Raw genomic sequence first — 26,367 nt, 5'->3', positions numbered from 1 at the left:
CGCTGAGGCCGGCTTTTTTGTGGGTGTCGGTTGGCCTTAGAACTTGTAGCCGAGGCCGACCATGTAGACGAATGGATCGATATCTACATTGACCTTGACCTGGCCGGCGCCGGCGAGATCGGCGGTGGCCGTGGTGTCGATATCCAGATACCAAACGGTGGCGTTGAGCAGAAGGTTGTCAGTCAGCATGTAGTCGACACCAGCTTCCAGTGCCAGCCCCCAGGAGTCGTCCAGCTCCAGGTTGCTGAAACCCTGGGTTTCGCGCTGGCTGGTCAAGTCTTCATCGAAGAAAGTGGTGTAGTTCAAGCCCGCGCCGACGTAGGGCTGCAGACGCGACGACGCTGCCAATGGAAAGTACTGCAGGCTGAGAGTCGGCGGCAGGTGCTTGATGTCTGCCAGCTTGCCATCCAGTGCGCCCAGGCCCTTGACGCCCACCTGATGCTTGAATGGCGTGGCTGCCAACAGGCCGACGCCGAGGTTGTCGGTCAGCATGTAGGTACCAGTCAGGCCCAGCTGGGTGTCGCTGTCGACGGTCGCTTGGCCGCCGAGGGTGGCACCGTTCAGCTTGAGGGCCGAGCTGTCTTCATGCGGATCGACGGTAGCAGCACCGGCGCGCAGGATAATGTCGCCTGCCTGGTAAGCCTGGGCGAGGGGGGCGGCCAGTGCGGTGGCCAGGATGGAGAGGGCGAGCAGGGACTTGCGCATGGTGAACTCCGGTCGAGTCATCAGTTGGTTGGGCTGAGGGCAATGTTAGGAGACTAAGCAAATCGAGTTTTGACCCAGCTCAATGAATTGGTCTGGTGGCGACTGGCCGTGGCGTTGCAGTGGATCCCGCGGATGGTCCACAGGCCCCGTCGTTGGTGCTTGCGGTGCGCGGCATGCACCGCGTGTGGCGTTTCGCCGCACCGGCTGGCGCGTTTGGCCTGATCGCTCGACGCCACCGTCCTCATACACTCGCGGGCGCTGTTCTGTGATGCGCCTGCCGCTTGCAACCGCTGCCCTCTGCGGAGATTGCTGCGCCTGGTTGCCAGCTACCCCGCGCAAAAAATTGTGCCTAAGTCGAGCGGGGGAGGTTGCTGGATGATGTCGAATCAGTTGATAATGGTTATCGTTACCATATTGGGCTCGTTAAGACATCGCCCATGTCTTCTGCATCGAGACGCCTGACAGCGGCAGCCCCGCATGCCATTCAGCCTTGCAGCAATCGACGATTTAGAAGGTTATAATGTTACTCTTTAGGCTGGCCCCATTGCTCGAGGACTCCCTTCGCATGAACCCGTACCCCCTGCGTTCACTGGCCGCGGCTCTGTTGCTAAGCAGTACGCCGTTGCTGGCAACACCGCTGGATGCGGCGCTGGACGAGAGTCAGCGCCTGGCCGCAGACGCCAGGGCGTCCCAGGCGCGTATCGAACAACTCGACGATGACAGTCGCGAGATGCTCGGTGAGTACCGCGATGCCTTGCAGCAGGCCGAGGCGCTGCAAGGTTATAACCAGCAGTTGCAAGCGCTGGTCGTGGCCCAGCGCCAGGAGCTGGCGGGCTACCAGGCGCAGCTGGACGGCATCGAACGCACCCAGCAGGCGGTGACGCCACAGATGCGGCGGATGGTCGAGGTGCTCGGCCAATTCATTGCCGCCGACCTGCCGTTCCTGCCGGATGAGCGCAGCGAGCGCCTGGCGCAACTGCAGGATCTGCTGCCGCGGGCCGATGTCAGCCTGGCGGAAAAGTACCGGCGCATCCTCGAGGCCTATCAGGTCGAGAGCGACTATGGCCGTACCCTGGAGGCCTGGCGGGGCGAACTGGCGGTCGACGGCGGCGCGTCGCGCAGCGTCGAGTTCCTGCGTCTCGGCCGGGTGATGCTGTATTTCCAGACCCTTGACGGCCGCGAGAGTGGCTGGTGGAACCCGCAAAAGCGCAGTTGGGAAACGCTCGATAGCAGTGCCCGGCGGCCGTTGCACCAGGCCATCGCCATCGCCCGCCAGGAACAGGCGCCGGCCCTGCTCGAACTGCCCGTGAGCACCCTGGCTCAGGAGGCCAGGCCATGAGCCGTCGAGTGTTTGCCATCTTTGCCCTGGCGCTGTTGCCGACGCTTGCTGCCGCCGCGCCGCTCAGTCCGGATCAACTGCTGCAACGCATCCGCAGCGAGCGCGCCGCCGAAGTCAGCGCCATGCAGACGCGCGAACAGGCGTTTGTCGCCCAGCGTGGCGAGCGTGCACAGTTGCTGGCCAAGGCCCGCGCCGCCCTGCACACGCAGAAGGCCGAAGCCGAGCGCTTGAAAGCCGAATTCGACCGTCAGGAGGCCGAGCTGGCCAAGCAGGAAGCACAGCTCGCCCAGCGCGTCGGCCATCTGGGTGAGCTGTTCGGCGTGGTTCGCCAGAGCGCTGGCGATGTCGCCGGGCAATGGCAAGACAGTCTGCTCAATGCGCAGTATCCCGAGCGTTTGCAGCGCCTCAAGGCGCTGGCCGAGAGTCGTACCCTGCCGTCCGCCGAAGACCTCGACGGCTACTGGATGCTGTTGCTGGAAGACCTCACGGCCAGCGGCCGGGTCGAGCAGTTGCAATTGCCGGTGGTCGCCGCCGATGGCACCCGCCGCGAGCAGTCGGTGTTGCGGGTCGGCACCTTCTCGGCCTTCAGCGAGGCGGCCTTCCTGAGTTACGACGCCGACGCCGGCGAGCTGCTGGCGCCACCGCGCCAGCCGTCCGGGGCGGGTCGGGTCGAGGATTATCTGCACAGCAGCGAGGCGCTCTCCAACCTGCCCATCGACCCCAGTCGTGGCACGCTGTTGGCACAACTGCAGCGCCAGCCGACCCTGTGGGATCGTTTGCAACAGGGTGGCCTGGTCGGTTGGCTGATAGTCGCCTTGGGCCTGGTGGGTCTGCTCCTGGCCACTTGGCGCATGGTTTTCCTGGCCCGGGTTGGCGCCGGGGTGAAGGCGCAAGTCCGTACTCTCAGCGTGCCGCGTGACGATAATCCGCTGGGTCGGGTGATCGGCGTGCTCGGCCCCAGGCCGCAGCTGGCCGATCTGGAAACCCTGGAGCTGAAGCTCGACGAGGCGATCCTGCTGGAAACCCCGCCGCTGGAGAAAGGCCAGAGCCTGCTCAAGCTGCTCTGTGCGGTGGCGCCGTTACTCGGCCTGCTTGGCACCGTGACCGGCATGATCGTCACCTTCCAGGCCATCACCCAGGGCGGTGGCGGCGATTCGCGGCTGATGGCCGAGGGCATTTCCCAAGCCCTGGTGACCACGGTGCTGGGGCTGGTGGTGGCGATTCCGTTGCTGTTCCTGCACAGCCTGCTGGCCAGTCGCAGCAAGGGCCTGATCCAGTTGCTCGAGCAGCAGAGCGCCGGCCTGATCGCCCTGCACCTGTCCGGGGCGCCGCGGCGTGACTGATTGGCTTGGCTTGTGGCTGTCGCTGATCGACAGCGGCTACGCGCTGCTCGACTTCATGAGCGCCGGCGGCGTGGTGATGTGGGCGCTGGCCGGGCTCTGCGTGCTGTTCTGGACCCTGGTGATCGAGCGCTTCTGGTATGTGCGCCGGGTCTTCCCGCAGTGGGGGCGCGAGCGGCGCAAGGCCTGGCAGCACCTGCTGCAGGATGACCGCGGCACCTGGCGCCGCGCCGTGCGCGCCGCCTGGCTGGCGCAGGCGCGGCAACAGCTGCTCGGCCCGCTGCGCCTGAGCAAGACCCTGGTGGCCATGTACCCGCTGCTCGGCTTGCTCGGCACCGTCAGCGGCATGGTCGCGGTGTTCGATGTGCTCGCCATCAACGGTGCCGGCAACCCGCGCGGCATGGCCGCCGGGGTCTGGCAGGCGACCCTGCCGACCCTGGCCGGCATGGTCCTGGCGATTACCGGATTGTTCAGCCTGGCACGCCTCGAACGCGATGCGCGCCGGGCCCTCGAGCGGCTGGCCGACCAGCTGCGTCACGAGTGAGAGCTTGTGAAAACACTGCCCGCCTGCTGCGGCCGCCTCCAAACGCCCGCAGCGGCGTTGCGTTAATTGAAAAGCGGGGTCATTTAGCTCACTAATTTCCCCCGTTTTTCAACTAGCGCGCCTTGCCGCGAACGCCTGGAGGCGACCTCGCGACGACGCTCAATATTTTCACAAGCTCCGAGATACCAACATGCGAATGCGCCGTCACCACCAGCAGGACGAAGACACCGGTATCGACCTGACGCCGATGCTCGACGTGGTCTTTATCATGCTGATCTTCTTTATCGTCACCAGCTCCTTTATCAAGGAATCCGGTGTCGACGTGCAGCGGCCCCAGGCGCAAACCGCCAGCCCGCAGGACAAGGGCAATATCCTCATCGCCGTCACCGCCGATGGCCAGGTATGGATGGACAAGAAAATCGTCGACGTGCGTAGCGTGCGCGCCCATGTCGAGCGCCTGCGTGTCGATCAGCCGGATGGCGCCGTGGTGGTGCAGGCCGACCAGGATGCACGCACCGGCCTGGTGGTGCAGGTGATGGATCAGGCGCGCCTGGCCGGGGTGCAGGACGTCGCCCTGGCGGCCACCTTGGGAGCGCATTGATGCGCGTGCCGTTGGCCTTGCTCGGCGCCTGCCTGATGGCCGTGGCGCTGTTCGCCCTGATGCTTTATATGGTCGCGCCACCGCGCAGCCAGCCGTCCGCCGAGCCGCTGACGGTGGCCAACTTCGTGCGCCTGGACAGCGAGTCGAGCGACACCGCGACGCGCAGCCGGCAACAGGCGCCGCAACCGCCACAATCACAAGCTGCGCAAGCGCCGACACCTGTCACAGCTGCTGCGGCCACGCCGATGGCCACGCTGCCGGCCCTGGACCTGCCGGTGCCAAGCCTGAGTAGCAGGATTGCCGTCAACAGCGCGCCGACCCCCAGCCTCAGTGGTCTGAGTGCCGGCGCTGCGGTGTCCAGCGCGCCGGCGCCAAGCGAAGCCGCTGGCCAGCCCGGCGGCCCGGAAAGCGAGGTGATGCCGCTCAACGATGTCAGCCCGGAATACCCGCGCTACGCCCTGCAGCGCGGCATCGAAGGGCACGTCAAGCTGGCGTTCACCATCAACCGCGCCGGTGCGGTGGAGAATCTGCGGGTGCTCGAGGCCAAGCCGAACAATGTATTCGAGCGCGAAGCGCGGCGTGCCGCCGTGCGCTGGCGTTTCGCCCCGCGTACCGAGGGCGGCCTGGCGGTGGCCCGCGAAGCGGTGAAAACCCTGTACTTCCGCCTTGAGGGAGGTCGCTAAGATGCCGCGTTGGTTATTGTTATGGCTGCTGTGCACGGTGGCTGCCGCACAGGCGGCTGGGCAAAGCGTCGAGCCGAGCGTATTCCGCGCCCTGAATGCCGCCCAGCGGGCTCAACAGCAGGGCGACTACGCCGCGGCCAGGCGCGCGCTGGATGCGGCCAAGGCCACGCCGGACAGCCTGGAACAGGCCTTGCTCTGGCGCAGCCGCGGTTACCTGGCCTGGGCCGAGGGGCAGAATGGCAAAGCCATCGAGCTGCTCGGCAAGGCGCTGGCTAGCGGCAAGCTGGACGCCGAAACCCAGGCCAGCGAACAGATCAACCTGGCCCGACTCAATCTGCTCGAGCACCGCTACGCCCAGGTCGTCAGCCTGCTGGCGTCGCAGCAGGCGGCGGCCAGTGAAGAGGTCCTGCAGCTGCTGGTGCAGGCCTACCAAGGCCTGGGCCAGCCGGCCAAGGCGTTGCCGCTGGCCGAGCGCTATGTGCAGGCTAATCCGCGGGCGGTGGATAGCTGGTTGCAGTTCCTCGTCGCGGTGAATGCCGATCTCAAGCGTTATGCCGCCGCCGAACGCTGGCAGCGTCGGCTGCTCGCCCGCCAGCCGAATCGTGCCCAGGGCTGGCGCCAGCTGGCCGCCCTGCAGCAGCTGAGCGGCCGGCAGGACCAGGCGCTGGCGACCCTGCGCGCCGCGCACAGCAAGGGTCTGCGTTTCAATGAAGGCCAGCTGGACAACCTGGTGCTGCTGGCCGGCGCGGCCGATCAGCCCTGGCAGGGCGCCAAGCTGCTCACCGGCTTGCTCGAACAGGGGCTGCTGGCGCGTACCGCTGCCCGCGAAGAGCGCCTGGCCCTGCTCTGGTGGCAGGCCCGCGAACGCGCCGCGGCGGCGCGCATCTACCGCGAACTGGCGCAGCGTTCGGGCAGTGCCAAGCATTGGCTGAACCTGGCCCAGTTGGAGCTGGAACAGGCGCGTTGGCAGGCCGGCCTGGATGCCTTGGCCAAGGCCGAACGCGCCGGGGCCGAGCGCCGCCAGGTGCGCGCCTGGCGCCGCTGGGCGGAAAGCGAGCTGCGTGTCGAGCGGGAAAAACACCTGGCCAGCGCCGGCTGAGGTCCGCTGCGCAATGCCAGAAGCCAGGCCTTGGGGCCTGGCTTTTGGTCGAGCGTGTCGATAATGCCGGTATGCCTGGGGGCAGCCCACCCCAGGATCCGGCTTCAGCTGTCCGGCAGCTCGTAGGCGTAGATCTTCTCCGCCTGCATCTGGTAGCCGGCCTCGGCCAGTTCGCTGCTGCTCTGCTCGACCTTTAGCGGGCCTTCGATCCAGAACGGCTGATAGAGCGCATCCAGCAGCACGCCCAGTTCGGTGGTGACATGCACGATCTGGTTCGACGGCGGTGGCGGTACATGAATGCAGGCGCCGAAGTAGGGCACCAGCAGGAACTCGATGACGCGGCCTTCTTCGGTCACATCCAGCGGCACTATATAGCCCGGCAATTTCACCGCCAGGCCGTCCAGTTGCTTGACCACGGGCGCGGCCGGCGATTGCTGCCCGACCGCCGGGCCGGACTCGGACAGGGCATTGGCCAGTTGCGACAGATCGTGCAGGGGCGCGGGTTCGACGACTTGCGCCGGTGCATCGGCCGGCACCATCTCCGACCAGGCCAGCTCGCGCACCTCGGCGGCCGATAAAGGCGCGGCCAGGGCGATAAGCGCAGCAGCGAGCAGGGGGCGGAGCATGGTGCTACCTCGTATTGAAAAAAGCGTCATAAGCGGCGTTATAAACGAATCGACAGGCCGTCCGCCAGTGACTGCCGATAGGCCCGCCAGGCGGGCACGCAGCCCATCAGCAGGGCGGCCGCCAGAATAGCGCCGAGCAGTGTCCACTCATAGCGGGTTGGCATGGCAAGTGGCAGATACAGGCCGTAGTTGGCCTGCACATGGCCCTGCGCCCCGGCGATGCCCAGATACAGCAGCACCAGGCCCAGCAGCACGCCGGCCAACGCCAGGGCGAAGGCTTCCAATATCAGCAGGCAGGCGATATGCCAGGGCCGCGCGCCGACCGAGCGCAGGATCGCCATCTCACGGCGGCGTTCGTTGAGGCTGGTGAGGATCGCGGTGAGCATGCCGATCAGCCCGGTCAGCACCACAAACAGCGAGACCACGAACAGTGCCTGCTCCGCCGTACTCATCAGGCTCCACAGTTCCTGCAGGGCGACCCCGGGGAGGATCGCCAGCAGCGGCTCGCCACGGAAGTCGTTGATCTCGCGTTGCAGGCTGAAGGTGGCGATCTTGCTGTTCAGACCCAGCAGCACGGCGGTAATGGCTTTCGGTTGCAGGTGCATGGTGCGCGCTTGCTCGGCGCTGACCACGCCGGCGCCACGGGCCGGCATGCCGTTTTGCCAGTCGACATGCAGCGCTTCCATCCCCGCCAGGGAAATATGCAGGGTGCGATCCACCGGGGTGCCGGTGCGCTCAAGGATGCCGACCACGGTGAAGGGCTTGTCGTCGTGCTTGACCAGGCTGATGGTCGCCACGCCGTGGGCCAGCACCAGCTTCTCGCCGAGTTGGTAGTGCAGCGCCTGCGCCACCTCGGCGCCGAGAACCACCTCGAAGGGATCATCGGCGAAGGCGCGGCCCTGCTCGATATTCAGCGGTTGGCTGCGGGCATAGCGGTAGTGCTCGAAATACGCCGGGCTGGTGCCCATCACCCGGTAGCCGCGGTGCGAGTCGCCGAGGGAGATGGGGATCGCCCACTTGACCTGCCGGTGCTCGGCGACGTGCTCGAAGCTGTCCCAGCGAATGTTATTGGTGGCATTGCCGATGCGGAACACCGAATACAGCAGCAGATTGACCGAGCCGGAGCGTGCGCCGACGATCAGGTCGGTGCCGCTGATGGTATTGGCGAAGCTGGCGCGGGCTTCGGTGCGCACGCGCTCGACGGCCAGTAACAGGCAAACGGACAGGGCGATGGCGAATACCGTGAGCAGGGCGGTGAAGCGGCGGTTGGCGAGGCTGGCCAGGGCGATGCGTAGCAGGTGCATGTCAGATCTCCTGCGGGCGCGCGGCGCGGTTGAGTTCGGCCAGCGACAGGCTGCGATCGAACAGCGGCGCCAGGCTCTGGTCGTGGCTGACGAACAGCAGGCTGGCGCCGGCCTCGCGGCATTCGGCGAACAGCAGCTGGAGGAAGGCCTCGCGGGCGTCAAAGTCCAGCGCCGAGGTTGGCTCGTCGGCGATCACCAGTTCCGGCTGGCCGATCAGGGCGCGGGCGGCGGCGACCCGTTGCTGCTGGCCGATGGACAGTTCATCGGCGCGGCGCTCGAGCAATGTGGGCTCGTTCAGGCCGAGGTGGGCGAGCAGGCTGGCGGCGGCCTGGTCGATGCTGCCGTGGCGCTGGATGGCGCGCTGCGCCCGGCTCTTGGAGAAGTGGCAGGGCAACTCGACGTTGTCGCGCACCGAGAGAAACGGCAGCAGGTTGAACTGCTGGAAGATGTAGCCGGTGTGGTCGACGCGGAAGCGATCGCGGGCGCTGGCCGAGAGGGCACTCAGCTCCTGGTCGAGCAGGCGAATGCTGCCACGATTAGGCGTTTGCACGCCGCCGAGCAGGCCGAGCAGGGTGGTCTTGCCGCTGCCGCTGGGGCCCTTGAGAAACAGGCTTTCGCCGCGCTGCAGGGTGAAGCTGGGGATATCCAGCAGCTGCGCCTGGCCGGGCCAGGCGAAACCGAGGTTGGCGAGTTCGATCAATGCTTGGGACATGGTCTACCGCGGATCGGGGGAAGCCGACAGTCGTGCCTGGCGGCGGGATGCGAGCGATGCCCGCGTGAGGTCAGAAGCTCAGACGCGCCATTTTTGGGCTGAGTTCGGCGCCTTGCTGGCCGCTGCGGCCGATCAGCTGCACGGCGATCCTGTGGGTGGCGGGGAACTGGATGAACAGGGCGCTCAGGTCCAGTACCTGCAACGCGTCCGGCTGGTTGCAGTGGAAGCTGTAGTCGGCATCGACATCGCTGTGCCCATGGCCATCCGCGTCCTGTGCGTCCTCGGTATGGGCCGCGCTGGCGAACAGCGGGCTGTGCAGCGCGCTCTGGGTCAGGCTGCAGTCGGCGGCGGCGGGCAGGTTGAACAGTTGCAGCGGTTGTTCCAGCTTGGCCTTGGCCGCGGCGACCAGGGCCTGGTCGGCCTCGCTGCTGGCGGCATGTTCGAAGCCGACGATGTTCATCGCCGGGCTTTCCAGCTGAATTTCCAGGGTATTGCCGTCCAGCGCGACGTTGAGGGAGGCGATGCCGTGCTGGTGTTTTGCAAGGCTGCCATGCTGATGTTCATCGGCTTGGGCCAGTGCCAGTGGCAAGAGGGCGAACGGCAGGGCAAGCAGGGTGCGGCGCATGTAAATGTCTCCGGCAGTGATCGGTATCGTTACGTTATAACAATAAAGTGATCGATTGCCCAGTGCAACGTCATGGGCCTCGCTCGGCGCTGCAGGATTCTGCTGTCATCGCGCCTGGCCAATACGCCCTGGGCTGACCCGCAATCGCGCCAGGCCCGGGGTCAACTATGCTGATATTGGCTTGGCCTATAGAGGCCCAGGCCAGGAACGTTCGGCTTCTTCAGCACGCACAACCCAAGAGGATGCCTCCATGAAAGCGTTACTTTTTTCTTCGTTTGCGGTGATGTTTCTCTCGGCGGCCACGCAGGCGGCCATGCCAGATGGTGAAGCACTGTACCGGGATAACTGTGCGAGCTGTCACGGTGACAAGGGGCAGGGCGGTGTTGGCATGAGGCTGGTTGGCGACTCCAGCACCTGGCCAGAAGAGCTGTTTCAGCGGGCGGTGTTCGAGGGCTTGGATGACGAAGGCAAACCACTAGAGTCGACGATGCCGCATTGGCAGGATCGCAGCTTCAGCGCCGATGAGGGCGCGCCCCCCAGCGCTGCCGAAGTGACCGCCATTTACCACTATCTACGTTCACTGGAGTAATCGCGGACACCGGGCCTGGCTGCAGCCACCCGCCACCCCCCTACGTTGGAGATGGCTCAGCCGGCCCGCAGCGCACTCAATAAATCGCCTGGTACAGCTTGCGCCGGTAGGCGGTGACCAGCGGGTGCTGGTTGCCGAGCAGGTCGAACACCTGCAGCAGGGTCTTGTGCGGCAGGCCGTCGGCATAGTTGCGGTTGCGCACGAACAGCTTGAGCAGGCCGTCCAGGGCCGGTTCGTATTGCTGGCGGGCCAATTGCTGAATCGCCAACTGGTGGGCCGCCTCGTCATCCTCGGCGTTCTGCGCCAGGCGGGTTTTCAGGCTGGCGACGTCGGGCAGGTCGACCACCTGACGGAGGAAGGTCAGCTGGGCGCGGGCACCGGCCAGGGCCTGCTGGTGTTCATCACCCTTGACCGCATCGAGTACCGTTTCGGCTTCGCCCAGCTCGCCGCGTTCGGCCAGGCAGCGGCCGTAGAGAATCAGTGCGGCAGGATTTTCGCTGTCTTCGCCGAGCAGTTGCTTGAGCAGGGCTTCCGCCTCGCCGATGCGGCCTTCGGCGAACAGCGTTTGTGCGCTTTGCAGCAAGTCGGCCTGCGGCGCCGGCGGCTCGGCGACATGCGGCTTGAGCAGTTCGCGGATTGCCGACTCAGGTTGCGCGCCGGAGAAACCGTCGACCGGTTGGCCGTCCTTGAACAGCACCACGGTCGGCAGGTTGCGGATGCCGAAGCGCGCGACTATGTCCTGTTCGGCATCGCAGTCGACCTTGGCCAGCAGCAACTCGCCCTGGTAACTCTCGGTGATCTGCGCCAGCAAGGGCATCAGCGCCTTGCACGGGGCGCACCACTCGGCCCAGAAATCCACCAGCACCGGTTTATGGAAGGAGTTCTGCACGACCAGCTGCTCGAAGCTGGCGTCGCCGGATACGTCGAAAATATAAGGGGTGTCGCTCATGGTCGGTCTCGCTGGGCGAAAGTGCTAAACACTATAAATGTGGGCGCCGCCGTGTGGAAACAAGGCAGGCATCAGTGACGTTGTGCATGGTAGAGGCTGACCTGGCGAAATTCGTCCGGTTCGGCCAGATCCGGCCAGGTGCAGGCCTGCATCACGCCGAGGCGCTGGTACAGCGGATGCTGGAAGTCGCGCACCCGTGAATCGGCGACCAGCACCTGGCGGCCGCGGCTGAGGAACTGGTCGAGCAGCGGCAGGTTGGCGCGGTCGTAGAGCACGTCGGCGACCAGGATCAGGTCGAAGCGGTCGGCTTCCTGGAAGAAGTCCGCCGAGTAGCCCAGTTCCACCTCGTTGAGTGCGGCATTGGCCCGGCAGGCCGCCAGGGCCAGGGGGTCGAGGTCGCAGGCCACCACTTCGCGGGCGCCAGCCTTGACCGCGGCAATGGCCGCGACGCCGGAACCGGCGCCGAAATCCAGCACGCGCTTGCCACGCACCCACTCCGGGTGTTCGGCCAGCCAGCGCGCCAGCACCAGGCCGCTGGCCCAGCAGAAACACCAGTAGGGTGGCTCCTCGAGAATCCGCCGGGTTTCCTCCGGGTTGAAGGCGCGCGCCATATTGGCGGCATCGATCAGCCAGAGTTTCAGCGCGGTGCCGGGCAAGTGCTCGGCCACCAGCCTGGCGTCGCCGAGCAGCTCGCTCAGCGCCGTGTGCAGGGCAGCGGTTGTGCTCATGGCGCAGGCTCCAGGCGTAACTCGCCGAGCTGCTGGCTGTCGTTGTGCTCAATCGCCTGGGGCGGCAGGCGCAGGATCAGGCGGCCGGCCTGATTGACCCGCCCGCGCAGCTCGACCCGAGTGCCGGGGATGAAGGCCTGGGGGTTGAAGGGCAGGCGAAAGGGCAGGGCCGCGCCGTTGCCGGTCAGTTGAATATTGCTCAGCAGGCCCTGGGGCAAGCCACGCGCGTCGATCAGCAGCAGGGCCAGTTCGACTTCGCTAGCGTTGGGCACGCCGAGCAGGCTGCCGCTGAGTTCACGCAGGTGGGCCGGCAGCGGCGCAGACGCCGCACCCATGCTTGTGGCAGGCGCCGACGTGGCCGGCGGCTGGGGCGGCACGGACGGTTCGCCGGCGCAGGCCGCAAGCAGGCTGGCCAGGGTAAACGGAGCGAGCAGTCGCATGACAATGATCATCTAGGGGGATGCCTGAAAGAAACGCTGTGCCTGAAAGGTAGTCGAGCGCGCGCTTGTATACCGTAAAGTCCTCGGCTTGTCTTGCCCGCGGGATGCGCTACCATGGCGCTTTCCTGTTCAAGGCGGCTGCCCTCCTATGCACTGTCCCTTCTGCGGTGCCAACGACACCAAGGTTATCGATTCGCGCCTGGTCGCCGAGGGCGGGCAAGTGCGTCGTCGGCGCGAATGCCTGGCCTGCGAAGAGCGTTTCACCACCTTCGAAACCGCCGAGCTGGTGATGCCGCGGCTGATCAAGCAGGACGGCAGCCGCCAGCCATTCGACGAGGACAAACTGCGTGCCGGCATGCAGCGCGCCCTGGAGAAGCGCCCGGTCAGCATCGAACGGCTGGAGGCGGCCATTGCCCATATCAAGCACCAGCTGCGTGCGACCGGTGAGCGCGAGATCAAGTCGCTGGTGCTCGGCGAGTTGGTAATGAGCGAACTGCAAAAGCTCGATGAGGTCGCCTACATCCGCTTCGCCTCGGTATACCGGCGCTTTCAGGACCTCAACGAATTCCGCGAGGAAATCGACCGGCTGTCTCGCGAACCCTCGAAAGAGCAACGATGAGCTTCGATCATGCCTGCATGGCCCGCGCCCTGGAGCTGGCCCGCAAAGGCCGGTATTCCACCCACCCGAATCCGCGTGTCGGCTGCGTCATCGCCCGTGACGGGCAGGTTGTCGGCGAAGGCTGGCATGTACGTGCCGGCGAACCGCACGCCGAGGTGCATGCGCTACGCCAGGCCGGCGCGCAGGCGCGTGGCGCCACCGCCTATGTGACCCTGGAGCCCTGCAGCCATCATGGCCGCACCCCGCCGTGCGCCGATGCGCTGGTCGCCGCTGGGGTCGCGCGGGTGGTGGTGGCCATGCAGGATCCCAATCCGCAGGTCGCCGGCAATGGCCTGGCGCGCCTGGTGCAGGCCGGCATTGAAGTAAGCAGCGGCGTGCTGGAAGCCGAGGCGCGGACGCTCAACGCCGGTTTCATCAAGCGCATGGAGCAGGGCTTGCCCTTCGTGCGGGTCAAGTTGGCGATGAGCCTGGACGGCCGCACCGCCATGGCCAGCGGCGAGAGCCAGTGGATTACCGGGCCGGCAGCCCGCGCCGCGGTGCAGCGCTTGCGTGCCAGTGCCAGCGTGGTGCTGAGCGGCGCCGACACCGTGCTGGCGGACCACGCCCGCCTGACCGTGCGCCCCGATGAACTGGGCCTGGATGCCGAGCTGACGGCACTGGCGGCGACCCGGCCACCGCTGCGGGTGCTGATCGATGGCCGGCTGCGGGTGCCGCTGGATGTGCCTTTCTTTCAGGCCGGCGCGACCCTGGTGGCGACCTGCGCGGCGGCAATGGCGCGTGAGCGCTACCTGGACGCCGGTCACGAACTGTTGGCCGTGCCGGGCAGTAGCGGCCATGTCGACCTGCACAAGCTGCTGGCCGAGTTGGCCGGGCGCGGGGCCAATGAGGTCCTGGTCGAAGCCGGTCCGCGTCTGGCCGGTGCATTCGCTCGCGAAGGCCTGGTCGATGAGTATCAATTGTTCGTTGCACCGAAGTTTCTCGGCTCCAGTGCGCGGCCGCTGCTCGACTTGCCGTTAGCGCGCATGGCCGAGGCGCAGGCGCTGAAGATCGTCGAGATCCGCGCAGTCGGTGATGACTGGCGGATCATCGCGCTGCCGCAGGGCGAATAACGCGGTCGGGCGCCGTTGCATCGCGGATGGTTGATCCGTGCCTGGCAACGCGAGCCCGCCCTGCAAGTTTGCCCGCAGAACGGACGCCGCATCGAATCAAAGTCCGCCGCTGATGCCCAGGTTCACACCCAATTCGCGCGCCAGCGAGAGCGGCAGCAATAGCGTGTCGAGCAGGGCACTGGCGGGCAGATCGACGCCGGGGTATGTCGGCGCTTCGGCGCCGAACCGCGCTTGTGCGCAGCATCCGTTGTTCAGCGCGTACAGGTCCAAGCGGCTGCCGGCATAGATAACCGGCGCGCCCGGCTTGGCCGCATCCAGGGTGCGCAGCGTGGCGCAGCCACTGCTCGACAGGATGAGCAGCAGGCACGCCGCCCGCAGGCTGTTGTTACTCATCCGAGCCCCGATGCTGTTCGCCCCAGCGCGGCAACATGTCCTGAGGCACGCCCAGGCAGTTGAGGATGCGCGCGACGACGAAGTCGATCAGGTCATCGATGGTCTGCGGCTGATGATAGAAGCCCGGCGCCGCCGGCAGGATCACCGCGCCCAGGTTCGACAACTTGAGCATGTTCTCCAGGTGGATGCTGGAGAACGGCGCCTCGCGCGGCACCAGGATCAACTGACGACGCTCCTTGAGCACCACATCGGCGGCGCGCTCGATCAGGTTGTTGCAGGCGCCGCTGGCAATCGCCGACAGGGTGCCGGTCGAGCAGGGCACCACCACCATGGCGCTCGGCGCACCCGAACCTGAGGCCGCCGGGGCCATCCAGTCTTCCTTGCCGTAGACGCGAATCTGCCCCGGCGCCGCGCCGGTGTATTCACTCAAGAATGCCTGCATGGCCTGGGCTTTGGCTGGCAGGGTCACGTCCGTTTCGGTGGCCAGTACCAGTTGCGCGGCCTTGGAAATCAGGAAATGCACCTCGCGATCTTCCTGCACCAGGCAGTCGAGCAGGCGCAGGCCGTACTGGGCGCCGGAGGCACCGGTCATGGCCAAAGTAATGCGTTCCGGACCGCTCATGCGAACTCCGTAGGGCGGGTGCAACCCGCCGGTTCATGGTCAATGGCGGGTTGCACCCGCCCTACTTCAATGCCGCGGCCAGCTTGCCGTGCAAGCCGCCGAAACCGCCGTTGCTCATCACCACCACCTGGGTGCCCGGCGCGGCTTCGGCCTTGACCCCTTCGATGATCGCCTCCAGGGAAGCACAGACCTGGGTCGGCACGCTGGATGCAGCCACACTCGCGGCCAGGTCCCAGCCGAGGTTGGCCGGTGCGTACCAGTACACCGAATCGGCCTGAACCACCGAACCCGGCAAGCCGTCGCGGTGGGCGCCGAGCTTCATCGAGTTGGAGCGTGGCTCGATCACCGCGATCAGCTTGGCATTGCCGATGCTCTTGCGCAGGCCGTCGAGGGTGGTGGCAATCGCCGTCGGGTGGTGGGCAAAGTCGTCGAAGATGGTCACGCCATTGACCTCGGCAACCTTCTCCATCCGCCGCTTGGCATTGATAAAGCTGCACAGCGCGGCGATGCCGAGTTCCGCCACCACGCCGACATGCCGCGCCGCCGCCAGTACCGCCAGGGCATTGGCCACGTTGTGCTGGCCGGTCAGCGACCAGTCGACCACGCCCTGGGGCCGGCCGTCGAACCACACCTCGAAACGCGCGCCATCGGCGCTGAGCAAGCGGGCCTGCCACTGGCCGCCTTCGCCTGTGGTCTGCACCGGGGTCCAGCAGCCCATCTCGATCACCCGTTGCAGCGCCGCTTCGGCCGCCGGGTGGATGATCAGGCCGTCACCGGGAATGGTCCGCACCAAGTGGTGAAATTGCCGCTCGATGGCCGCCAGGTCCGGGAAGATGTCCGCGTGATCGAACTCCAGGTTATTGAGGATCGCGGTGCGCGGGCGGTAGTGGACGAACTTGCTGCGCTTGTCGAAGAAGGCACTGTCGTACTCGTCGGCCTCGACCACGAAGAACGGCGTGCCGCCCAGGCGCGCGGAAATGCCGAAATTCTGCGGCACCCCGCCAATCAGGAAACCCGGGCTCATGCCGGCATGCTCCAGCACCCAGGCCAGCATGCTGCTGCTGCTGGTCTTGCCATGGGTGCCGGCCACCGCCAGTACCCAGCGCCCTTGCAGCACATGGTCGGCCAGCCATTGCGGGCCGCTGACGTAGGGCAGGCCCTGGTTGAGCACGTACTCGACCGCCGGATTGCCGCGCGACAGGGCGTTGCCGATCACCACCAGATCCGGCGCCGGAGCGAGTTGCGCGGCATCGTAGCCCTGGGTCAGCTCGATGCCCTGGGCTTCGAGCTGGGTGCTCATCGGCGGGTAGACATTGGCGTCGGAGCCGGTGACGCGATGGCCCAGTTCCTTGGCCAGCACGGCCAGCGAGCCCATGAAGGTGCCGCAGATGCCGAGAATATGGATATGCATGGAAAACCTCGAAAACCAACGAATTTAGGCCGTCAGGAAGGCCGTATCGCAGCAGTGCATGACGAGTCCGTAGGGTGTGGATGGATCCGCGAGTTTCGCGGCCGCCGCCGCGCCTGTAACACCCACCAGGGGGCTACTCGGAACGAACACGAGGCCCCGGCAAACTCGGCGCAGGTTAGCACAGCAGCCTCTTGCACGGCCGGTCCCTCAGCCGCGGCGATTCGACCGCAGCCGCTCGAAAAAGGTCGCGCCGATCCGCCGGCCGCACCGCAGGAGGCGGGCAGGCCGCGACTCAGCCCCGCGAGCGGATGGCAGGCTTGCGCAGCTTGCACTATAGGAGGCCGCGGCGGATGCCCATTGCCCGGCCTGCGGTCGCCCAGCAGCGCCTGGCGAGCACAGCCCTCCAGCACCTGGCCGTTTGAGGCGGTAATAGGGGCGCACGAACTGGCCGCTGGCATGGGGGTTGCGTACATCCACAAGTCTTTTGAGCAGATCAACTCTCAAGCCTGCACTCGGCACTCTGCATTCATGGGGATCGCCGTCAGCCTGGGCTTCATCTAGGTCCTGCTGACGCAGCGGCAGCACTGCGACGCGCCGGCTGACGCCAGGCTGACCGGGGTTTAAGCTGCACCTCTGGCGCGCTCAGGTGCGCCAGAGGCTGCATTTGAGTGCAGGCAAGCGCATGGGCGACAACACCCTGCGCTGTTGCCCGTTTTGCGATAACGAGCCGTTTCAGGAGTAGCTAACGCATGGCCCGTTTTTTCCATTCGGTGGGTGGTGAAACCTACCGGTTCGACAGCCTCGGGGAAGTCATGGCCAAGGCCAGTCCGGCGCGCTCCGGCGACTACCTGGCGGGCGTCGCCGCCGCCAGTGACGGTGAGCGGGTGGCCGCGCAGATGACCCTGGCCGACATTCCCCTCGCGCATTTCCTCGACGAGGCGCTGATCCCCTATGAAGCGGATGAAGTCACCCGGCTGATCATCGACAGCCACGACCGCCCGGCCTTCGCCGCAGTCAGCCACCTGACCGTCGGCGGCCTGCGCGACTGGTTGCTCAGCGACCAGGCCACTGAAACCTCGCTGCGTGCCCTGGCCCCCGGCCTGACCCCGGAAATGGCCGCCGCCGTGTCGAAACTGATGCGCGTGCAGGACCTGATCCTGGTGGCCCAGAAGATCCGCGTGGTCACCCGCTTTCGCAACACCGTCGGCCTGCGCGGGCGCATGTCCACCCGCCTGCAGCCCAATCATCCGACCGATGAGCCGTCGGGCATCGCCGCGAGCATTCTCGACGGTCTGCTGTATGGCAACGGCGATGCCATGCTCGGCATCAACCCGGCCACCGACAGCGTCGTGAGCCTCTGCGAGATGCTGATAATGCTCGATGGCATCATCCAGCGCTACGAGATCCCCACCCAGGCCTGCGTGCTGACCCACGTCACCAGCTCGATCGAGGCGATCAACCGCGGCGTGCCGCTGGACCTGGTGTTCCAGTCGATCGCCGGCACCGAAGCGGCCAACGCCAGCTTCGGCGTCAACCTGCAGGTGCTCCAGGAAGGCTACGAGGCCGGGCTGTCGCTCAAGCGCGGCACCCTCGGCAACAACCTGATGTACTTCGAAACCGGCCAGGGCAGCGCACTCTCGGCCAACGCCCACCACGGCCTCGACCAGCAGACCTGCGAAACCCGCGCCTATGCGGTGGCCCGGCATTTCAAGCCGTTTCTGGTCAACACCGTGGTCGGTTTTATCGGTCCGGAATACCTGTACAACGGCAAGCAGATCATCCGCGCCGGGCTGGAAGATCACTTCTGCGGCAAGCTGCTTGGCCTGCCGATGGGCTGCGACGTCTGTTACACCAACCACGCCGAGGCCGACCAGGACGACATGGACACGCTCCTGACCCTGTTTGGCGTGGCCGGGATCAACTTCATCATGGGCATTCCCGGCTCCGATGACATCATGCTCAACTACCAGACCACCTCGTTCCACGACGCCCTCTACGTGCGCCAGAGCCAGGGGCTGAAGCCGGCGCCGGAGTTCGAAGCCTGGTTGCAGCGCATGGGCATCTTCACCCAGGCGGACGGGCGCGTGCGCTTTGGCGACAACCTACCCCCGGCATTCCGCCGGGCCCTGGCCCCACTGGGCTGACAGCGCCCCCGCAGAGGCTGGCCTGGCCCGCTCGCCAGCAGCGATCGAGGAATCACCATGCAACCAGAGCTGCCCGTTTCCGCCACCACCGAGAATCCCTGGCAGGAGTTGCGCCGCCTGACGCCGGCGCGCATCGCCCTCGGTCGCGCCGGCACCAGCCTGCCCACCACGGCCCTGCTGGACTTCCAGTATGCCCACGCCCAGGCGCGTGACGCGGTGCACCTGCCATTCGACCATGCCGCCCTCAGCGCCGGCCTGGCGGACCGCGGCCGCGCCAGCTTGCTGCTGCACAGTGCCGCGGCGGATCGCGATACCTACCTGCAACGCCCCGACCTGGGGCGCCGCCTGAATGAGGCCTCGATCCGCCATCTACACGACTACGGCCAGGCCAACCCCGGTGGCGTGGACCTGGCGGTCGTGGTGGCGGACGGCCTGTCGGCGCTCGCCGTGCATCGGCATGCGCTGCCGTTTCTCGCGCGCATGGAAGAGCTGGCGAACGCCGAAGGCTGGTCGCTGTCGCCGGTGGCCCTGGTGGCCCAGGGCCGCGTGGCCGTGGCCGACGAAGTCGCCGAGCGGCTCAATGCCAAGATGGTGGTGATTCTGATCGGCGAACGCCCGGGTCTCAGTTCGCCGGACAGCCTCGGCCTGTACTTCACCTATGCGCCTCGCGTCGGCCTCACCGATGCCTACCGCAACTGCATCTCCAACGTGCGGCTGGAGGGCCAGAGTTATGGCATGGCCGCCCATCGCCTGCTGTACCTGATGCGCGAGGCCTGTCGGCGCCAGTTGTCCGGGGTCAACCTGAAGGACGAGGCACAAGTGCCGTGCCTGGAAGCCACACCTGCCGGCATGGGTAATTTCCTGCTGCGCTAGTTTTTCGCCAGCGAGACCAGATCAAACGCTTGCTTGGATTGCGCTTTCCAAAAGCATTAGGCAGCATCGCGGTGTTAACTGGCATGGCTCATGCACTGCCAGCCCAGCCCATCACCAATACCGAGGCTCGCCATGCGTATCGTCCCTGCTACCCTGGAGCATCTGGATCTGCTGACCCCGCTGTTCGTCAAATACCGTGAGTTCTATGGTGAACTGCCTTTTCCCGACTCCTCGCGCAAGTTCCTGGAAACCCGTTTGCGCCGCAAGGAATCGGTGATCTACCTGGCTCTGGCCGACGATGAGGACAAGCTGCTGGGGTTCTGCCAGCTCTATCCGAGCTATTCCTCGCTGTCGCTCAAGCGCGTGTGGATCCTCAACGACATCTACGTCGCCGAAGACGCGCGGCGCCAGTTGGTGGCCGACCGCCTGCTGCAAACCGCGAAGAAAATGGCCAAGGAAACCAACGCCGTGCGCATGCGCGTTGCCACCAGCCGCGATAACGACGTGGCGCAGAAGGTCTATGAGTCGATCGGCTTCGTCGAAGACGAGCAGTTCAAGAACTACGTGCTGCCCATCAACGTCGATTGACCGGGGCCGCGCCGACGCACCCCAGCAAGCCAGCCCGGCCGCTGGGGTGAGGCCAGCGCTGGCGCGCGTTCGCCTAGCCCAGCAGGCTAAGCCATAAACCGAACCCCAGCTGAATCACCAAGGCGCCGAGCAGTGCCAGCCGCCAGGGTTGTGCGCGCAGCTTGAGCCGAACCGGGAGCGGTGGATGCGTCAATGGCTCCTGCAACGCCTGGCGAAACTCCGACAGCGCCTCGAACCGCGCGGCCGGCAGGGGTGCCAAGGCCCGCGCCAACACGCCGTCCCAACCCGCCGGCAAGTGCGTGGTGAAGCTGGCCAGCGGCAGGTAACGGCTCGCCGCCCCACCTTCCGGGCAAGCGCTTTCCGGCCATTGCCCGCAGAGCAACCAATAGGCCAGTGCCGCCAGGGCGAACTGATCGGCACGTCCATCCACCCGTTGTTCGCCACGCACCTCCGGCGCCAGCGGGATCGCCTCGGCGGGCAGTTGCTGACGGGGCACGCCCGGCAATAGCGCGGCATATTCCGGCAGCAACAACAGCCGTCCTCCCTGGCCGATGAGGATATTGCGCGGATCCAGCCACAGCCCCTGCATGCCGCGGCGCTGCAGGGCGCGCACGGCCGCAATCGCCTGATCGAGCAGGGCCAGCAGGGTCGATCCATCCACCGGTCCATGGCTCGCGGCCCAATCGACCAGGCTGCGCATCCCCGGCCCCGGCAGTTCGAACAACATGAAGGCCTGCTGCCGCGGCCGATGCGACGACAGCACCCGCGGCAAGCTGGCCACCGGGCTACGGCGCAAGGCCCATTCGCGCTGCCAGAAAACCTCGTCGGCCGCCTCCGTGGCCAGCCACAGCAAGGCCTCGCGGCCGCTTTCGTCGCGCGCCTGGAACAATCGGCCGGCTGGGCCGAACGGGCACTCGCCAAGCAGTGTCCAGCCATCCACCAGGCTGCCCGTCGCGGCCTCACGCAGGGCTGGCCACTGCTCGCGTGGCGTCGCTGGCGGCAGGCTTGCGGCGGTCCCCGGTAGCAGCAGCACGGCGGCGCCCGGCGCCTGGAGCAAGGGCGCCAGCACCCCCGACAGGCTCTCCACGGCAAGCGCCGCGCAGCCGGCGCGGAAGCTGTCCAGATCGGCCACGTCGAGCAGCGGTTGCGGCGCCAGCAACAGCGCCTCGCCCGCACTCAACGGCATGCTGTGCTGCACCAGCGCCAGCTCGGCCTGCATGCCCAGCTGCATGTCCTCGCGGCCCGGCAGACTCTGCAGCGACCCGCCCTTGTAGCGCAGCAGACCAACCGCGCCGGCCTGCAGGTACTGCGCATCGCCCTCCTGCAACAACAGCACGCCGGCATCCAGTTGCGGCACGCGGCGCCCCGCCTGCCGGCTGCGGAACAGCTGCTGATTGAGCGCCGCCAACACCTGCCGCGCCGCCTGCGCCTCGCTCCAGCCCGCGGGCGTGCAGCGATAGTCGGCGAACAGCGCATCCAGATACCCCGCCAGTTGTTGCACCACATCGGGGCATTCACGCGCCCACAGCAAGGCCACCAGCAACATTGGCGGCCGTCCCTGGCGCCCGGGCAGCCAGGTCGCGCGCGCCCGTGCCGCCTGGCGCGGCAGGTCTATACCGCCGCCCAGCACCAGGCTGACGGCAGGGTGATCCATGCGTTCTATCGACATTAGCGGCCCTCCCCACGCACCACTGCAAAATACATTGCAGCCTTTATGCCGCTTTGCTGCAGCTTGCCGCACGCATAGGCGCCGCTTATGGTGAGCAGCCATGCAACCCGAGCCTGTCCCCATGTGGTCGTTCTGCGCCTGGCGCCGCCGGCGCATCCTTGCCCGCCATCCAATATCCCCCGCGACCTGGGCTGCCGTGCGCCAGCGCCTGCCGCTGCTCGACGGCCTGAGCGACAGCGAGCAACAGCGCCTGGCCGAGCGTGCCCTACTGTTCCTGCACGACAAGCACCTGAGCGCGCTGCCCGGGGTCGAGCTGGATGCCACCGACCGCCTGACCTTGGCGGCCCAGGCCGAACTGCCGCTGCTGCACCTGGCCGACCTCAACTGGTACCAGGGCTTCCACGAGATCGTCCTCTACCCCGACGACTTCGTCAGCCCGCAACGCCACCGCGACGCCAGCGGCGTGGTCCATGAGTGGAACGGCGTGCACAGCGGTGAAGCCTGGCTACAGGGGCCGGTAATCCTCGCCTGGCCTGGTGTGCAGAACGGTGGCGGCTGGGGCGGCTACAACCTGGTGATACACGAACTGGCGCACAAGCTGGACATGCTCAATGGCGCCGCCAACGGCCTGCCGCCGCTGCACGGCAGCATGCGCATCGGCGACTGGGCCAGCGCCATGCAAAGTGCCTATGACGCCCTGAACGCCCAGCTCGACGCCGATCCGCACGGCAAACCCGCCATCGATGCCTATGCCGCGGAAAACCCGGCGGAATTCTTCGCGGTAACCAGCGAGTACTTCTTCAGCGCCCCGGATCTGCTCGCCGCCGCCTTTCCCGCGGTCTATGCGCAGCTGGCGCTGTTCTACCGGCAAGACCCGCTGGTGCGTCTGCAGCGCCTGCTGGCGGCGCATCCTGACTATCGCACTAGGCCCAAAGGAGGCCGCCACACGACCAATGGCTAGAGCCCCCGGCATAGCAACTGCCAGGGAATACGCCTATAATCGCGCCACTTTTTTAGCCCCCCCCGGGAGTCACTCCATGAGCTACAGCAAGATTCCAGCCGGTCTAGACGTACCGAACGACATCTACGTCGCCATCGAAATCCCGGCCAACCACGCGCCGATCAAATACGAAATCGACAAGGACAGCGATTGCCTGTTCGTCGACCGCTTCATGGCCACCCCGATGTTCTATCCGGCCAACTACGGCTACATCCCCAATACCCTGGCCGACGACGGCGACGCCCTCGACGTGCTGGTCGTGACCCCGTACCCGGTGGCACCTGGCGCAGTGATCCGCGCGCGTCCGGTTGGCGTCCTGCACATGACCGACGAAGCCGGCGGCGACGCCAAGCTGATCGCCGTCCCCCACGACAAGCTGAGCCAGCTGTACGTGGACGTGAAGGAATACACCGACCTGCCGGCGCTGCTGCTCGAGCAGATCAAGCACTTCTTCGAGAACTACAAGGACCTCGAGAAAGGCAAGTGGGTCAAGGTAGAAGGCTGGGGCAACGCCGACGCAGCCCGCGCCGAAATCATCAAGGCAGTGGCGGCTTACCAAAAATAAGCTGACACCACCCCCTGAAAGCCGGCCACAAGCCGGCTTTTTTACGTCCGCAGATCAGCACTGGCTGACTATGTGCCCATGGTCGTACTCTGCCTCCTTTTGCCGTGAGCACGGTCCATGCCCTATTCAGACATCCTCCTGCTGATCCTCGCCGGTTTCGCCGCCGGCGGCATGAATGCCCTGGCCGGTGGCGGTACCTTTTTCTCTTTTCCGGCCTTGCTCGCAGCCGGCCTGCCGCCGGTGACGGCCAACGCCACCAATGCCGTGGCGCTGTGGCCGGCCAGCCTGGCCGGGGCCTGGGCGGCGCGGGCCTCGCTGCGCCCGCTGGGCCGCTATCTGCTGCCCTTGCTGCTCGCTGGCTTGTGCGGTGGCCTGCTCGGCGGCCTGTCGTTGCTGGCCGGCGGCGATGATGTGTTCGCCAAGCTGATCCCCTGGCTACTACTGGCCGCCACCGCGCTGTTCACCGCCAGCCCCTGGCTCAGCCGCTGGCTGGCGGCGCGCCGCGCCGAAGCCGCACAACCGCCTCACAGCAAACTGTCGCTCGCCGCGCACATCGGCGTGTCGATCTACGGCGGCTATTTCGGCGCCGGCATGGGCATCCTGCAACTGGCGGCATTCTCCATTGAAGGCCATCCGCTGGGCCGCGCCAATGCGCTGAAGAACCTGATTTCGGCGGTGATCTACAGCGTCGCCACGGCCACCTTCATCATTGCCGGGCGGGTCAGCTGGTACGAGCTGGCGATTCTGCTGGTCGGCGCGACATTCGGCGGCTATGCCGGCGGCGCCCTGGGCCAGCGCTTGCCGCCCGCGCTGCTGCGCTCTTTCGTCATCCTGGTCGGAGGCAGCATGACGCTCTATTATTTCCGGGTGACCTATTTCGCCGGCTGAAGACAGCGCCTGCCTGGCCCAGTGCACGCCGGCTAACGTCCCCGTACGAGCGCCGTCGATTTGCCCGCGCGGCGCGGCTCTGCTAGTGTCGCGCCGCTTGCAACTCCTGCCCGAGCCACCGCCAGAGAATGCCCGCCATGGCCCGTAAAAAAGCCTCACTCGACTTTGAGCAATCCCTCACCGACTTGCAGAATCTGGTCGAGCGCCTGGAAAACGGCGAGCTGTCGCTGGAAGACTCGCTGACCGCCTTCGAGCAAGGCATCCGTCTGACCCGCGACTGCCAGGCCGCCCTGGCTCAGGCCGAGCAGAAAGTGCAAATCCTTATGGAGCGCGACGGCGAGCTGGAGGAAGCTCCCTTCGACGCGGATCGACAAGCATGATCGAGGCCTACCAGGCGCAGTGCCAGCGCCGTGTCGATGCGGCTCTGGAAAGCCTGTTCGCAGCCCCGCATGCTGAATTGCAGCGGCTTTACCAGGCCATGCGCTACAGCGTGTTCAACGGCGGTAAGCGGGTGCGTCCACTGCTGGTCTATGCCGCCTGCGAAGCCCTCGGTGGTGAGCCTGCGCGCGCCGATGCTGCGGCCTGCGCGGTCGAGCTGATCCATGCCTACTCGCTGGTCCACGATGACCTGCCGGCGATGGACGATGACGACCTGCGCCGTGGCCAGCCGACCACGCACAAGGCCTTCGACGAAGCCGTGGCCATCCTCGCGGGTGACGGCTTGCAGAGCCTGGCCTTCGAAGTGCTCGCCGATGCCCAGCGCAACCCGCACAGCGCCGAGCTGCGCCTGGAAATGCTCGTCAGCCTGACCCGGGCGGCCGGCCCGGCGGGGATGGTCGGCGGCCAGGCCATCGACCTCGGCTCGGTCGGCCAGGCGCTCGATCAGGCGGCACTGGAAATCATGCACCGGCACAAGACCGGCGCCCTGATCGAAGCCAGCGTGCACCTCGGAGCCCTGGCCAGCGGGGCCGCCGACCCGCGCGCGCTCAAGGCCCTGCAGGGTTATGCCCAGGCCATCGGCCTGGCGTTCCAGGTGCAGGACGATATCCTCGACGTGGAAAGCGACACCGTCACCCTGGGCAAGACCCAGGGCAAGGATGAGGCCAATCACAAGCCGACCTACCCGGCGCTGCTTGGCCTCGACGCTGCCAAGGCCTATGCCCTGGAACTGCGCGACCTGGCCCTGCATGCGCTGCGCCCGTTCGGGCAGAGCGCCGAGCCGCTACGCGAGCTGGCCCGCTATATCGTCGAGCGGCGCAACTAAGACCTGCCGCCGCCAGCCGCGCCGGTCTACTCGTCGCCAGCATGAACGCCGCGCCGGTAGGCCAGCCAGTAGACCCCGGCGACCAGCAGCGTGCCGCCAACGATGTTGCCGGCGGTCACCGCCAGCAGGTTGCGCAACGCGGCCTCGACCGGCACCAGCCCCTGGCCGTCCAGCACCAGCCCATAGGGCAGGAAGAACCAGTTGGCGATCGAGTGCTCGAAGCCCAGGGCGACGAAGGCGCTGATCGGAAAGATGATCCCCAGGATCTTGTCGGTGACGCTGTGCCCGCCCATCGCCAGCCATACCCCCAGGCACACCAGGGCATTGCACAGGATGCCGCGGGCAAAGGCCTCGCCCAGGCCCAGCTCGGTCTTGGCGTGGGCGATGCGCAGCGCCGTCTCGCCGAGGCCGCCGCCGTCCAGGCTGGCGACATCGGCCCAGCACACCAGCAGCACCATACCCAGGCCGCCGACCACATTGCCCAGGTACACCAGGGTCCAGTTGCGCAGGACCTCGCCGCTACTGATCAGGCGGCTGGCCCAGGCCATGGCCATCAGGTTGTTGCCGGTGAACAGCTCGGCGCCGCCGATCACCACCAGCACCAGGCCGAGGCAAAAGCTCAGGCCGCCGAGCAGGCGGGTCACGCCAAAGCCCAGGGTACTGCCGGTGGAGACGACCATGAAGAACAGCGCGCCCAGGGCAATAAAAGCGCCGGCCAGCACGGCGAGGACGAACAGCGTCAGCGTATCGGCGCGGGCCTTGGCCACGCCCATTTCCTCGACTCGCCGGGCAATCTGGCTGGGCTGATAGGCATCGCCGAACAGGTGTCGGTCAACCATGGGCAATCTGGCCTCATACGCGGGAGCAGCGCCAATGCGCACGAGCAGGTGTGCACGGCTGCCTAGTCAGCCTAGTCCAAGCAGGCGCGGCTGCCGCCA

Annotated in this window: 30 protein-coding genes; 17 read left to right on the top strand and 13 right to left on the bottom strand. The window is 66.5% G+C overall.

Features of this window, described 5'->3' with window-relative positions; genetic code table 11:
- Positions 1–36: 36 nt before the first annotated feature.
- Positions 37–705 (bottom strand): OmpW/AlkL family protein, encoded by a 669-nt coding sequence (locus PH586_RS17470; RefSeq protein WP_271349043.1) that lies wholly within the window; start codon positions 703–705, stop codon positions 37–39.
- A 565-nt stretch (positions 706–1,270) separates the two neighbouring features.
- On the opposite strand from PH586_RS17470, the gene PH586_RS17465 reads away from it, so the two are divergent.
- The 6 genes from PH586_RS17465 to PH586_RS17440 all read left to right on the top strand — a co-directional run bounded on the left by PH586_RS17465 (position 1,271) and on the right by PH586_RS17440 (position 6,311).
- Positions 1,271–2,044, top strand: coding sequence for a DUF3450 domain-containing protein (locus PH586_RS17465; protein WP_271349042.1), 774 nt, complete (start codon positions 1,271–1,273; stop codon positions 2,042–2,044).
- Positions 2,041–3,387, top strand: coding sequence for a MotA/TolQ/ExbB proton channel family protein (locus tag PH586_RS17460; RefSeq protein ID WP_271349041.1), 1,347 nt, complete (start codon positions 2,041–2,043; stop codon positions 3,385–3,387). Before PH586_RS17465 ends, PH586_RS17460 begins: the two co-directional genes overlap by 4 nt.
- A 55-nt stretch (positions 3,388–3,442) precedes the next feature.
- Entirely contained in the window at positions 3,443–3,928 is a 486-nt protein-coding gene (locus tag PH586_RS17455) for a MotA/TolQ/ExbB proton channel family protein (protein WP_271349086.1), read from the top strand.
- Positions 3,929–4,118: 190 nt separating this feature from the next.
- Positions 4,119–4,529, top strand: a complete 411-nt coding sequence (locus PH586_RS17450) for an ExbD/TolR family protein (RefSeq protein ID WP_271349039.1) — start codon at positions 4,119–4,121, stop codon at positions 4,527–4,529.
- Positions 4,529–5,212: an energy transducer TonB gene (locus PH586_RS17445; protein ID WP_271349037.1), complete on the top strand. Its 684-nt coding sequence runs from the start codon at positions 4,529–4,531 to the stop codon at positions 5,210–5,212. The genes PH586_RS17450 and PH586_RS17445 overlap by 1 nt, the downstream gene beginning before the upstream one ends.
- Before the next feature lies 1 nt (position 5,213).
- Positions 5,214–6,311 (top strand): tetratricopeptide repeat protein, encoded by a 1,098-nt coding sequence (locus PH586_RS17440; protein ID WP_271349036.1) that lies wholly within the window; start codon positions 5,214–5,216, stop codon positions 6,309–6,311.
- A gap of 104 nt (positions 6,312–6,415) precedes the next feature.
- On the opposite strand, the gene PH586_RS17435 is transcribed toward PH586_RS17440, so the two are convergent.
- The 4 genes from PH586_RS17435 to PH586_RS17420 form a co-directional block, all read right to left on the bottom strand.
- A complete protein-coding gene (locus PH586_RS17435) occupies positions 6,416–6,937 on the bottom strand; it encodes a DUF3299 domain-containing protein (RefSeq protein WP_271349035.1) in 522 nt (173 codons plus the stop codon).
- Positions 6,938–6,975: 38 nt separating this feature from the next.
- Positions 6,976–8,241, bottom strand: coding sequence for an ABC transporter permease (locus tag PH586_RS17430; protein ID WP_271349034.1), 1,266 nt, complete (start codon positions 8,239–8,241; stop codon positions 6,976–6,978).
- Between the two features lies 1 nt (position 8,242).
- The gene (locus PH586_RS17425) at positions 8,243–8,953 is read right to left on the bottom strand and encodes an ABC transporter ATP-binding protein (RefSeq protein ID WP_271349033.1); all 711 of its coding nucleotides are present in this window, start codon (positions 8,951–8,953) and stop codon (positions 8,243–8,245) included.
- A gap of 70 nt (positions 8,954–9,023) precedes the next feature.
- A complete protein-coding gene (locus PH586_RS17420) occupies positions 9,024–9,578 on the bottom strand; it encodes a DUF2796 domain-containing protein (protein WP_271349032.1) in 555 nt (184 codons plus the stop codon).
- 250 nt (positions 9,579–9,828) lie between these two features.
- On the opposite strand from PH586_RS17420, the gene PH586_RS17415 reads away from it, so the two are divergent.
- Positions 9,829–10,167: a c-type cytochrome gene (locus PH586_RS17415; protein ID WP_271349030.1), complete on the top strand. Its 339-nt coding sequence runs from the start codon at positions 9,829–9,831 to the stop codon at positions 10,165–10,167.
- 76 nt (positions 10,168–10,243) lie between these two features.
- Here PH586_RS17415 and trxA read toward each other — a convergent pair whose 3' ends face one another.
- The 3 genes from trxA to PH586_RS17400 all read right to left on the bottom strand — a co-directional run bounded on the left by trxA (position 10,244) and on the right by PH586_RS17400 (position 12,284).
- Positions 10,244–11,116: a thioredoxin gene (trxA, locus tag PH586_RS17410; protein ID WP_271349029.1), complete on the bottom strand. Its 873-nt coding sequence runs from the start codon at positions 11,114–11,116 to the stop codon at positions 10,244–10,246.
- Positions 11,117–11,187: 71 nt separating this feature from the next.
- Complete coding sequence (locus PH586_RS17405; protein WP_271349028.1) at positions 11,188–11,844, bottom strand: class I SAM-dependent methyltransferase; 657 nt, start codon at positions 11,842–11,844, stop codon at positions 11,188–11,190.
- Positions 11,841–12,284 carry a hypothetical protein gene (locus tag PH586_RS17400; protein ID WP_271349027.1) on the bottom strand — a complete coding sequence of 148 codons (444 nt, stop codon included), beginning with the start codon at positions 12,282–12,284 and terminating at the stop codon, positions 11,841–11,843. The genes PH586_RS17405 and PH586_RS17400 overlap by 4 nt, the downstream gene beginning before the upstream one ends.
- A 148-nt stretch (positions 12,285–12,432) precedes the next feature.
- Between PH586_RS17400 and nrdR the strand changes: the two genes are divergently transcribed.
- On the top strand, positions 12,433–12,903 hold the full coding sequence (nrdR, locus tag PH586_RS17395) for a transcriptional regulator NrdR (RefSeq protein ID WP_271349026.1): 471 nt from the start codon (positions 12,433–12,435) through the stop codon (positions 12,901–12,903).
- Positions 12,900–14,012, top strand: a complete 1,113-nt coding sequence (ribD, locus tag PH586_RS17390; RefSeq protein ID WP_271349025.1) for a bifunctional diaminohydroxyphosphoribosylaminopyrimidine deaminase/5-amino-6-(5-phosphoribosylamino)uracil reductase RibD — start codon at positions 12,900–12,902, stop codon at positions 14,010–14,012. Before nrdR ends, ribD begins: the two co-directional genes overlap by 4 nt.
- 96 nt (positions 14,013–14,108) lie before the next feature.
- Here ribD and PH586_RS17385 read toward each other — a convergent pair whose 3' ends face one another.
- The 3 genes from PH586_RS17385 to mpl form a co-directional block, all read right to left on the bottom strand.
- The gene (locus PH586_RS17385) at positions 14,109–14,405 is read right to left on the bottom strand and encodes a YceK/YidQ family lipoprotein (RefSeq protein ID WP_271349024.1); all 297 of its coding nucleotides are present in this window, start codon (positions 14,403–14,405) and stop codon (positions 14,109–14,111) included.
- A complete protein-coding gene (gene ubiX / locus PH586_RS17380; protein ID WP_271349023.1) occupies positions 14,398–15,027 on the bottom strand; it encodes a flavin prenyltransferase UbiX in 630 nt (209 codons plus the stop codon). Before ubiX ends, PH586_RS17385 begins: the two co-directional genes overlap by 8 nt.
- Before the next feature lie 61 nt (positions 15,028–15,088).
- A complete protein-coding gene (gene mpl, locus PH586_RS17375) occupies positions 15,089–16,438 on the bottom strand; it encodes a UDP-N-acetylmuramate:L-alanyl-gamma-D-glutamyl-meso-diaminopimelate ligase (protein WP_271349022.1) in 1,350 nt (449 codons plus the stop codon).
- Positions 16,439–17,187: 749 nt separating this feature from the next.
- Between mpl and PH586_RS17370 the strand changes: the two genes are divergently transcribed.
- From PH586_RS17370 to PH586_RS17360, 3 genes are all read left to right on the top strand, one after another.
- A complete protein-coding gene (locus PH586_RS17370; RefSeq protein WP_271349021.1) occupies positions 17,188–18,582 on the top strand; it encodes an ethanolamine ammonia-lyase subunit EutB in 1,395 nt (464 codons plus the stop codon).
- Between the two features lie 57 nt (positions 18,583–18,639).
- Entirely contained in the window at positions 18,640–19,455 is an 816-nt protein-coding gene (gene eutC / locus PH586_RS17365) for an ethanolamine ammonia-lyase subunit EutC (RefSeq protein ID WP_271349020.1), read from the top strand.
- A gap of 132 nt (positions 19,456–19,587) precedes the next feature.
- Positions 19,588–20,043: a GNAT family N-acetyltransferase gene (locus PH586_RS17360; RefSeq protein WP_271349019.1), complete on the top strand. Its 456-nt coding sequence runs from the start codon at positions 19,588–19,590 to the stop codon at positions 20,041–20,043.
- Positions 20,044–20,116: 73 nt separating this feature from the next.
- On the opposite strand, the gene PH586_RS17355 is transcribed toward PH586_RS17360, so the two are convergent.
- Positions 20,117–21,712 carry a protein kinase gene (locus PH586_RS17355; RefSeq protein ID WP_271349018.1) on the bottom strand — a complete coding sequence of 532 codons (1,596 nt, stop codon included), beginning with the start codon at positions 21,710–21,712 and terminating at the stop codon, positions 20,117–20,119.
- A gap of 121 nt (positions 21,713–21,833) precedes the next feature.
- Here PH586_RS17355 and PH586_RS17350 point away from each other — a divergent pair, with 121 nt between their 5' ends.
- From PH586_RS17350 to ispA, 5 genes are all read left to right on the top strand, one after another.
- Positions 21,834–22,673 carry a M90 family metallopeptidase gene (locus PH586_RS17350; protein WP_271349085.1) on the top strand — a complete coding sequence of 280 codons (840 nt, stop codon included), beginning with the start codon at positions 21,834–21,836 and terminating at the stop codon, positions 22,671–22,673.
- A gap of 76 nt (positions 22,674–22,749) precedes the next feature.
- The gene (gene ppa / locus PH586_RS17345) at positions 22,750–23,277 is read left to right on the top strand and encodes an inorganic diphosphatase (protein WP_238042629.1); all 528 of its coding nucleotides are present in this window, start codon (positions 22,750–22,752) and stop codon (positions 23,275–23,277) included.
- 117 nt (positions 23,278–23,394) lie between these two features.
- A complete protein-coding gene (locus PH586_RS17340; RefSeq protein WP_271349017.1) occupies positions 23,395–24,165 on the top strand; it encodes a sulfite exporter TauE/SafE family protein in 771 nt (256 codons plus the stop codon).
- A gap of 137 nt (positions 24,166–24,302) precedes the next feature.
- On the top strand, positions 24,303–24,545 hold the full coding sequence (locus PH586_RS17335; RefSeq protein ID WP_090503946.1) for an exodeoxyribonuclease VII small subunit: 243 nt from the start codon (positions 24,303–24,305) through the stop codon (positions 24,543–24,545).
- Positions 24,542–25,429, top strand: coding sequence for a (2E,6E)-farnesyl diphosphate synthase (ispA, locus tag PH586_RS17330; protein WP_271349016.1), 888 nt, complete (start codon positions 24,542–24,544; stop codon positions 25,427–25,429). The genes PH586_RS17335 and ispA overlap by 4 nt, the downstream gene beginning before the upstream one ends.
- 26 nt (positions 25,430–25,455) lie before the next feature.
- Here ispA and PH586_RS17325 read toward each other — a convergent pair whose 3' ends face one another.
- Positions 25,456–26,268, bottom strand: a complete 813-nt coding sequence (locus PH586_RS17325) for a formate/nitrite transporter family protein (protein WP_271349015.1) — start codon at positions 26,266–26,268, stop codon at positions 25,456–25,458.
- Positions 26,269–26,367: the final 99 nt, after the last annotated feature.

This window comes from Pseudomonas aestuarii (assembly GCF_027988105.1).
In the GTDB taxonomy this organism is placed as follows: Bacteria; Pseudomonadota; Gammaproteobacteria; order Pseudomonadales; family Pseudomonadaceae; genus Aquipseudomonas; species Aquipseudomonas aestuarii.
Note: the sequence above shows the minus strand (reverse complement) of the source record. Positions and strands in the feature narration are given on the sequence as shown.

Bases quoted from the DNA above. Each gene is read 5' to 3' on its own strand.
- nrdR (WP_271349026.1), top strand. From the start codon at position 12,433: ATGCACTGTCCCTTCTGCGGTGCCAACGACACCAAGGTTATCGATTCG.
- eutC (WP_271349020.1), top strand. From the start codon at position 18,640: ATGCAACCAGAGCTGCCCGTTTCCGCCACCACCGAGAATCCCTGGCAG.
- ispA (WP_271349016.1), top strand. From the start codon at position 24,542: ATGATCGAGGCCTACCAGGCGCAGTGCCAGCGCCGTGTCGATGCGGCT.
- PH586_RS17405 (WP_271349028.1), bottom strand. From the start codon at position 11,844: ATGAGCACAACCGCTGCCCTGCACACGGCGCTGAGCGAGCTGCTCGGC.
- PH586_RS17445 (WP_271349037.1), top strand. From the start codon at position 4,529: ATGCGCGTGCCGTTGGCCTTGCTCGGCGCCTGCCTGATGGCCGTGGCG.
- PH586_RS17435 (WP_271349035.1), bottom strand. From the start codon at position 6,937: ATGCTCCGCCCCCTGCTCGCTGCTGCGCTTATCGCCCTGGCCGCGCCT.
- ribD (WP_271349025.1), top strand. From the start codon at position 12,900: ATGAGCTTCGATCATGCCTGCATGGCCCGCGCCCTGGAGCTGGCCCGC.
- PH586_RS17425 (WP_271349033.1), bottom strand. From the start codon at position 8,953: ATGTCCCAAGCATTGATCGAACTCGCCAACCTCGGTTTCGCCTGGCCC.
- PH586_RS17360 (WP_271349019.1), top strand. From the start codon at position 19,588: ATGCGTATCGTCCCTGCTACCCTGGAGCATCTGGATCTGCTGACCCCG.
- ubiX (WP_271349023.1), bottom strand. From the start codon at position 15,027: ATGAGCGGTCCGGAACGCATTACTTTGGCCATGACCGGTGCCTCCGGC.
- PH586_RS17350 (WP_271349085.1), top strand. From the start codon at position 21,834: ATGTGGTCGTTCTGCGCCTGGCGCCGCCGGCGCATCCTTGCCCGCCAT.
- trxA (WP_271349029.1), bottom strand. From the start codon at position 11,116: ATGAGCGACACCCCTTATATTTTCGACGTATCCGGCGACGCCAGCTTC.
- mpl (WP_271349022.1), bottom strand. From the start codon at position 16,438: ATGCATATCCATATTCTCGGCATCTGCGGCACCTTCATGGGCTCGCTG.
- PH586_RS17440 (WP_271349036.1), top strand. From the start codon at position 5,214: ATGCCGCGTTGGTTATTGTTATGGCTGCTGTGCACGGTGGCTGCCGCA.
- PH586_RS17335 (WP_090503946.1), top strand. From the start codon at position 24,303: ATGGCCCGTAAAAAAGCCTCACTCGACTTTGAGCAATCCCTCACCGAC.
- PH586_RS17325 (WP_271349015.1), bottom strand. From the start codon at position 26,268: ATGGTTGACCGACACCTGTTCGGCGATGCCTATCAGCCCAGCCAGATT.
- PH586_RS17355 (WP_271349018.1), bottom strand. From the start codon at position 21,712: ATGTCGATAGAACGCATGGATCACCCTGCCGTCAGCCTGGTGCTGGGC.
- PH586_RS17455 (WP_271349086.1), top strand. From the start codon at position 3,443: ATGAGCGCCGGCGGCGTGGTGATGTGGGCGCTGGCCGGGCTCTGCGTG.
- PH586_RS17460 (WP_271349041.1), top strand. From the start codon at position 2,041: ATGAGCCGTCGAGTGTTTGCCATCTTTGCCCTGGCGCTGTTGCCGACG.
- ppa (WP_238042629.1), top strand. From the start codon at position 22,750: ATGAGCTACAGCAAGATTCCAGCCGGTCTAGACGTACCGAACGACATC.
- PH586_RS17370 (WP_271349021.1), top strand. From the start codon at position 17,188: ATGGCCCGTTTTTTCCATTCGGTGGGTGGTGAAACCTACCGGTTCGAC.
- PH586_RS17400 (WP_271349027.1), bottom strand. From the start codon at position 12,284: ATGCGACTGCTCGCTCCGTTTACCCTGGCCAGCCTGCTTGCGGCCTGC.
- PH586_RS17430 (WP_271349034.1), bottom strand. From the start codon at position 8,241: ATGCACCTGCTACGCATCGCCCTGGCCAGCCTCGCCAACCGCCGCTTC.
- PH586_RS17385 (WP_271349024.1), bottom strand. From the start codon at position 14,405: ATGAGTAACAACAGCCTGCGGGCGGCGTGCCTGCTGCTCATCCTGTCG.
- PH586_RS17470 (WP_271349043.1), bottom strand. From the start codon at position 705: ATGCGCAAGTCCCTGCTCGCCCTCTCCATCCTGGCCACCGCACTGGCC.
- PH586_RS17465 (WP_271349042.1), top strand. From the start codon at position 1,271: ATGAACCCGTACCCCCTGCGTTCACTGGCCGCGGCTCTGTTGCTAAGC.
- PH586_RS17450 (WP_271349039.1), top strand. From the start codon at position 4,119: ATGCGAATGCGCCGTCACCACCAGCAGGACGAAGACACCGGTATCGAC.
- PH586_RS17415 (WP_271349030.1), top strand. From the start codon at position 9,829: ATGAAAGCGTTACTTTTTTCTTCGTTTGCGGTGATGTTTCTCTCGGCG.
- PH586_RS17340 (WP_271349017.1), top strand. From the start codon at position 23,395: ATGCCCTATTCAGACATCCTCCTGCTGATCCTCGCCGGTTTCGCCGCC.
- PH586_RS17420 (WP_271349032.1), bottom strand. From the start codon at position 9,578: ATGCGCCGCACCCTGCTTGCCCTGCCGTTCGCCCTCTTGCCACTGGCA.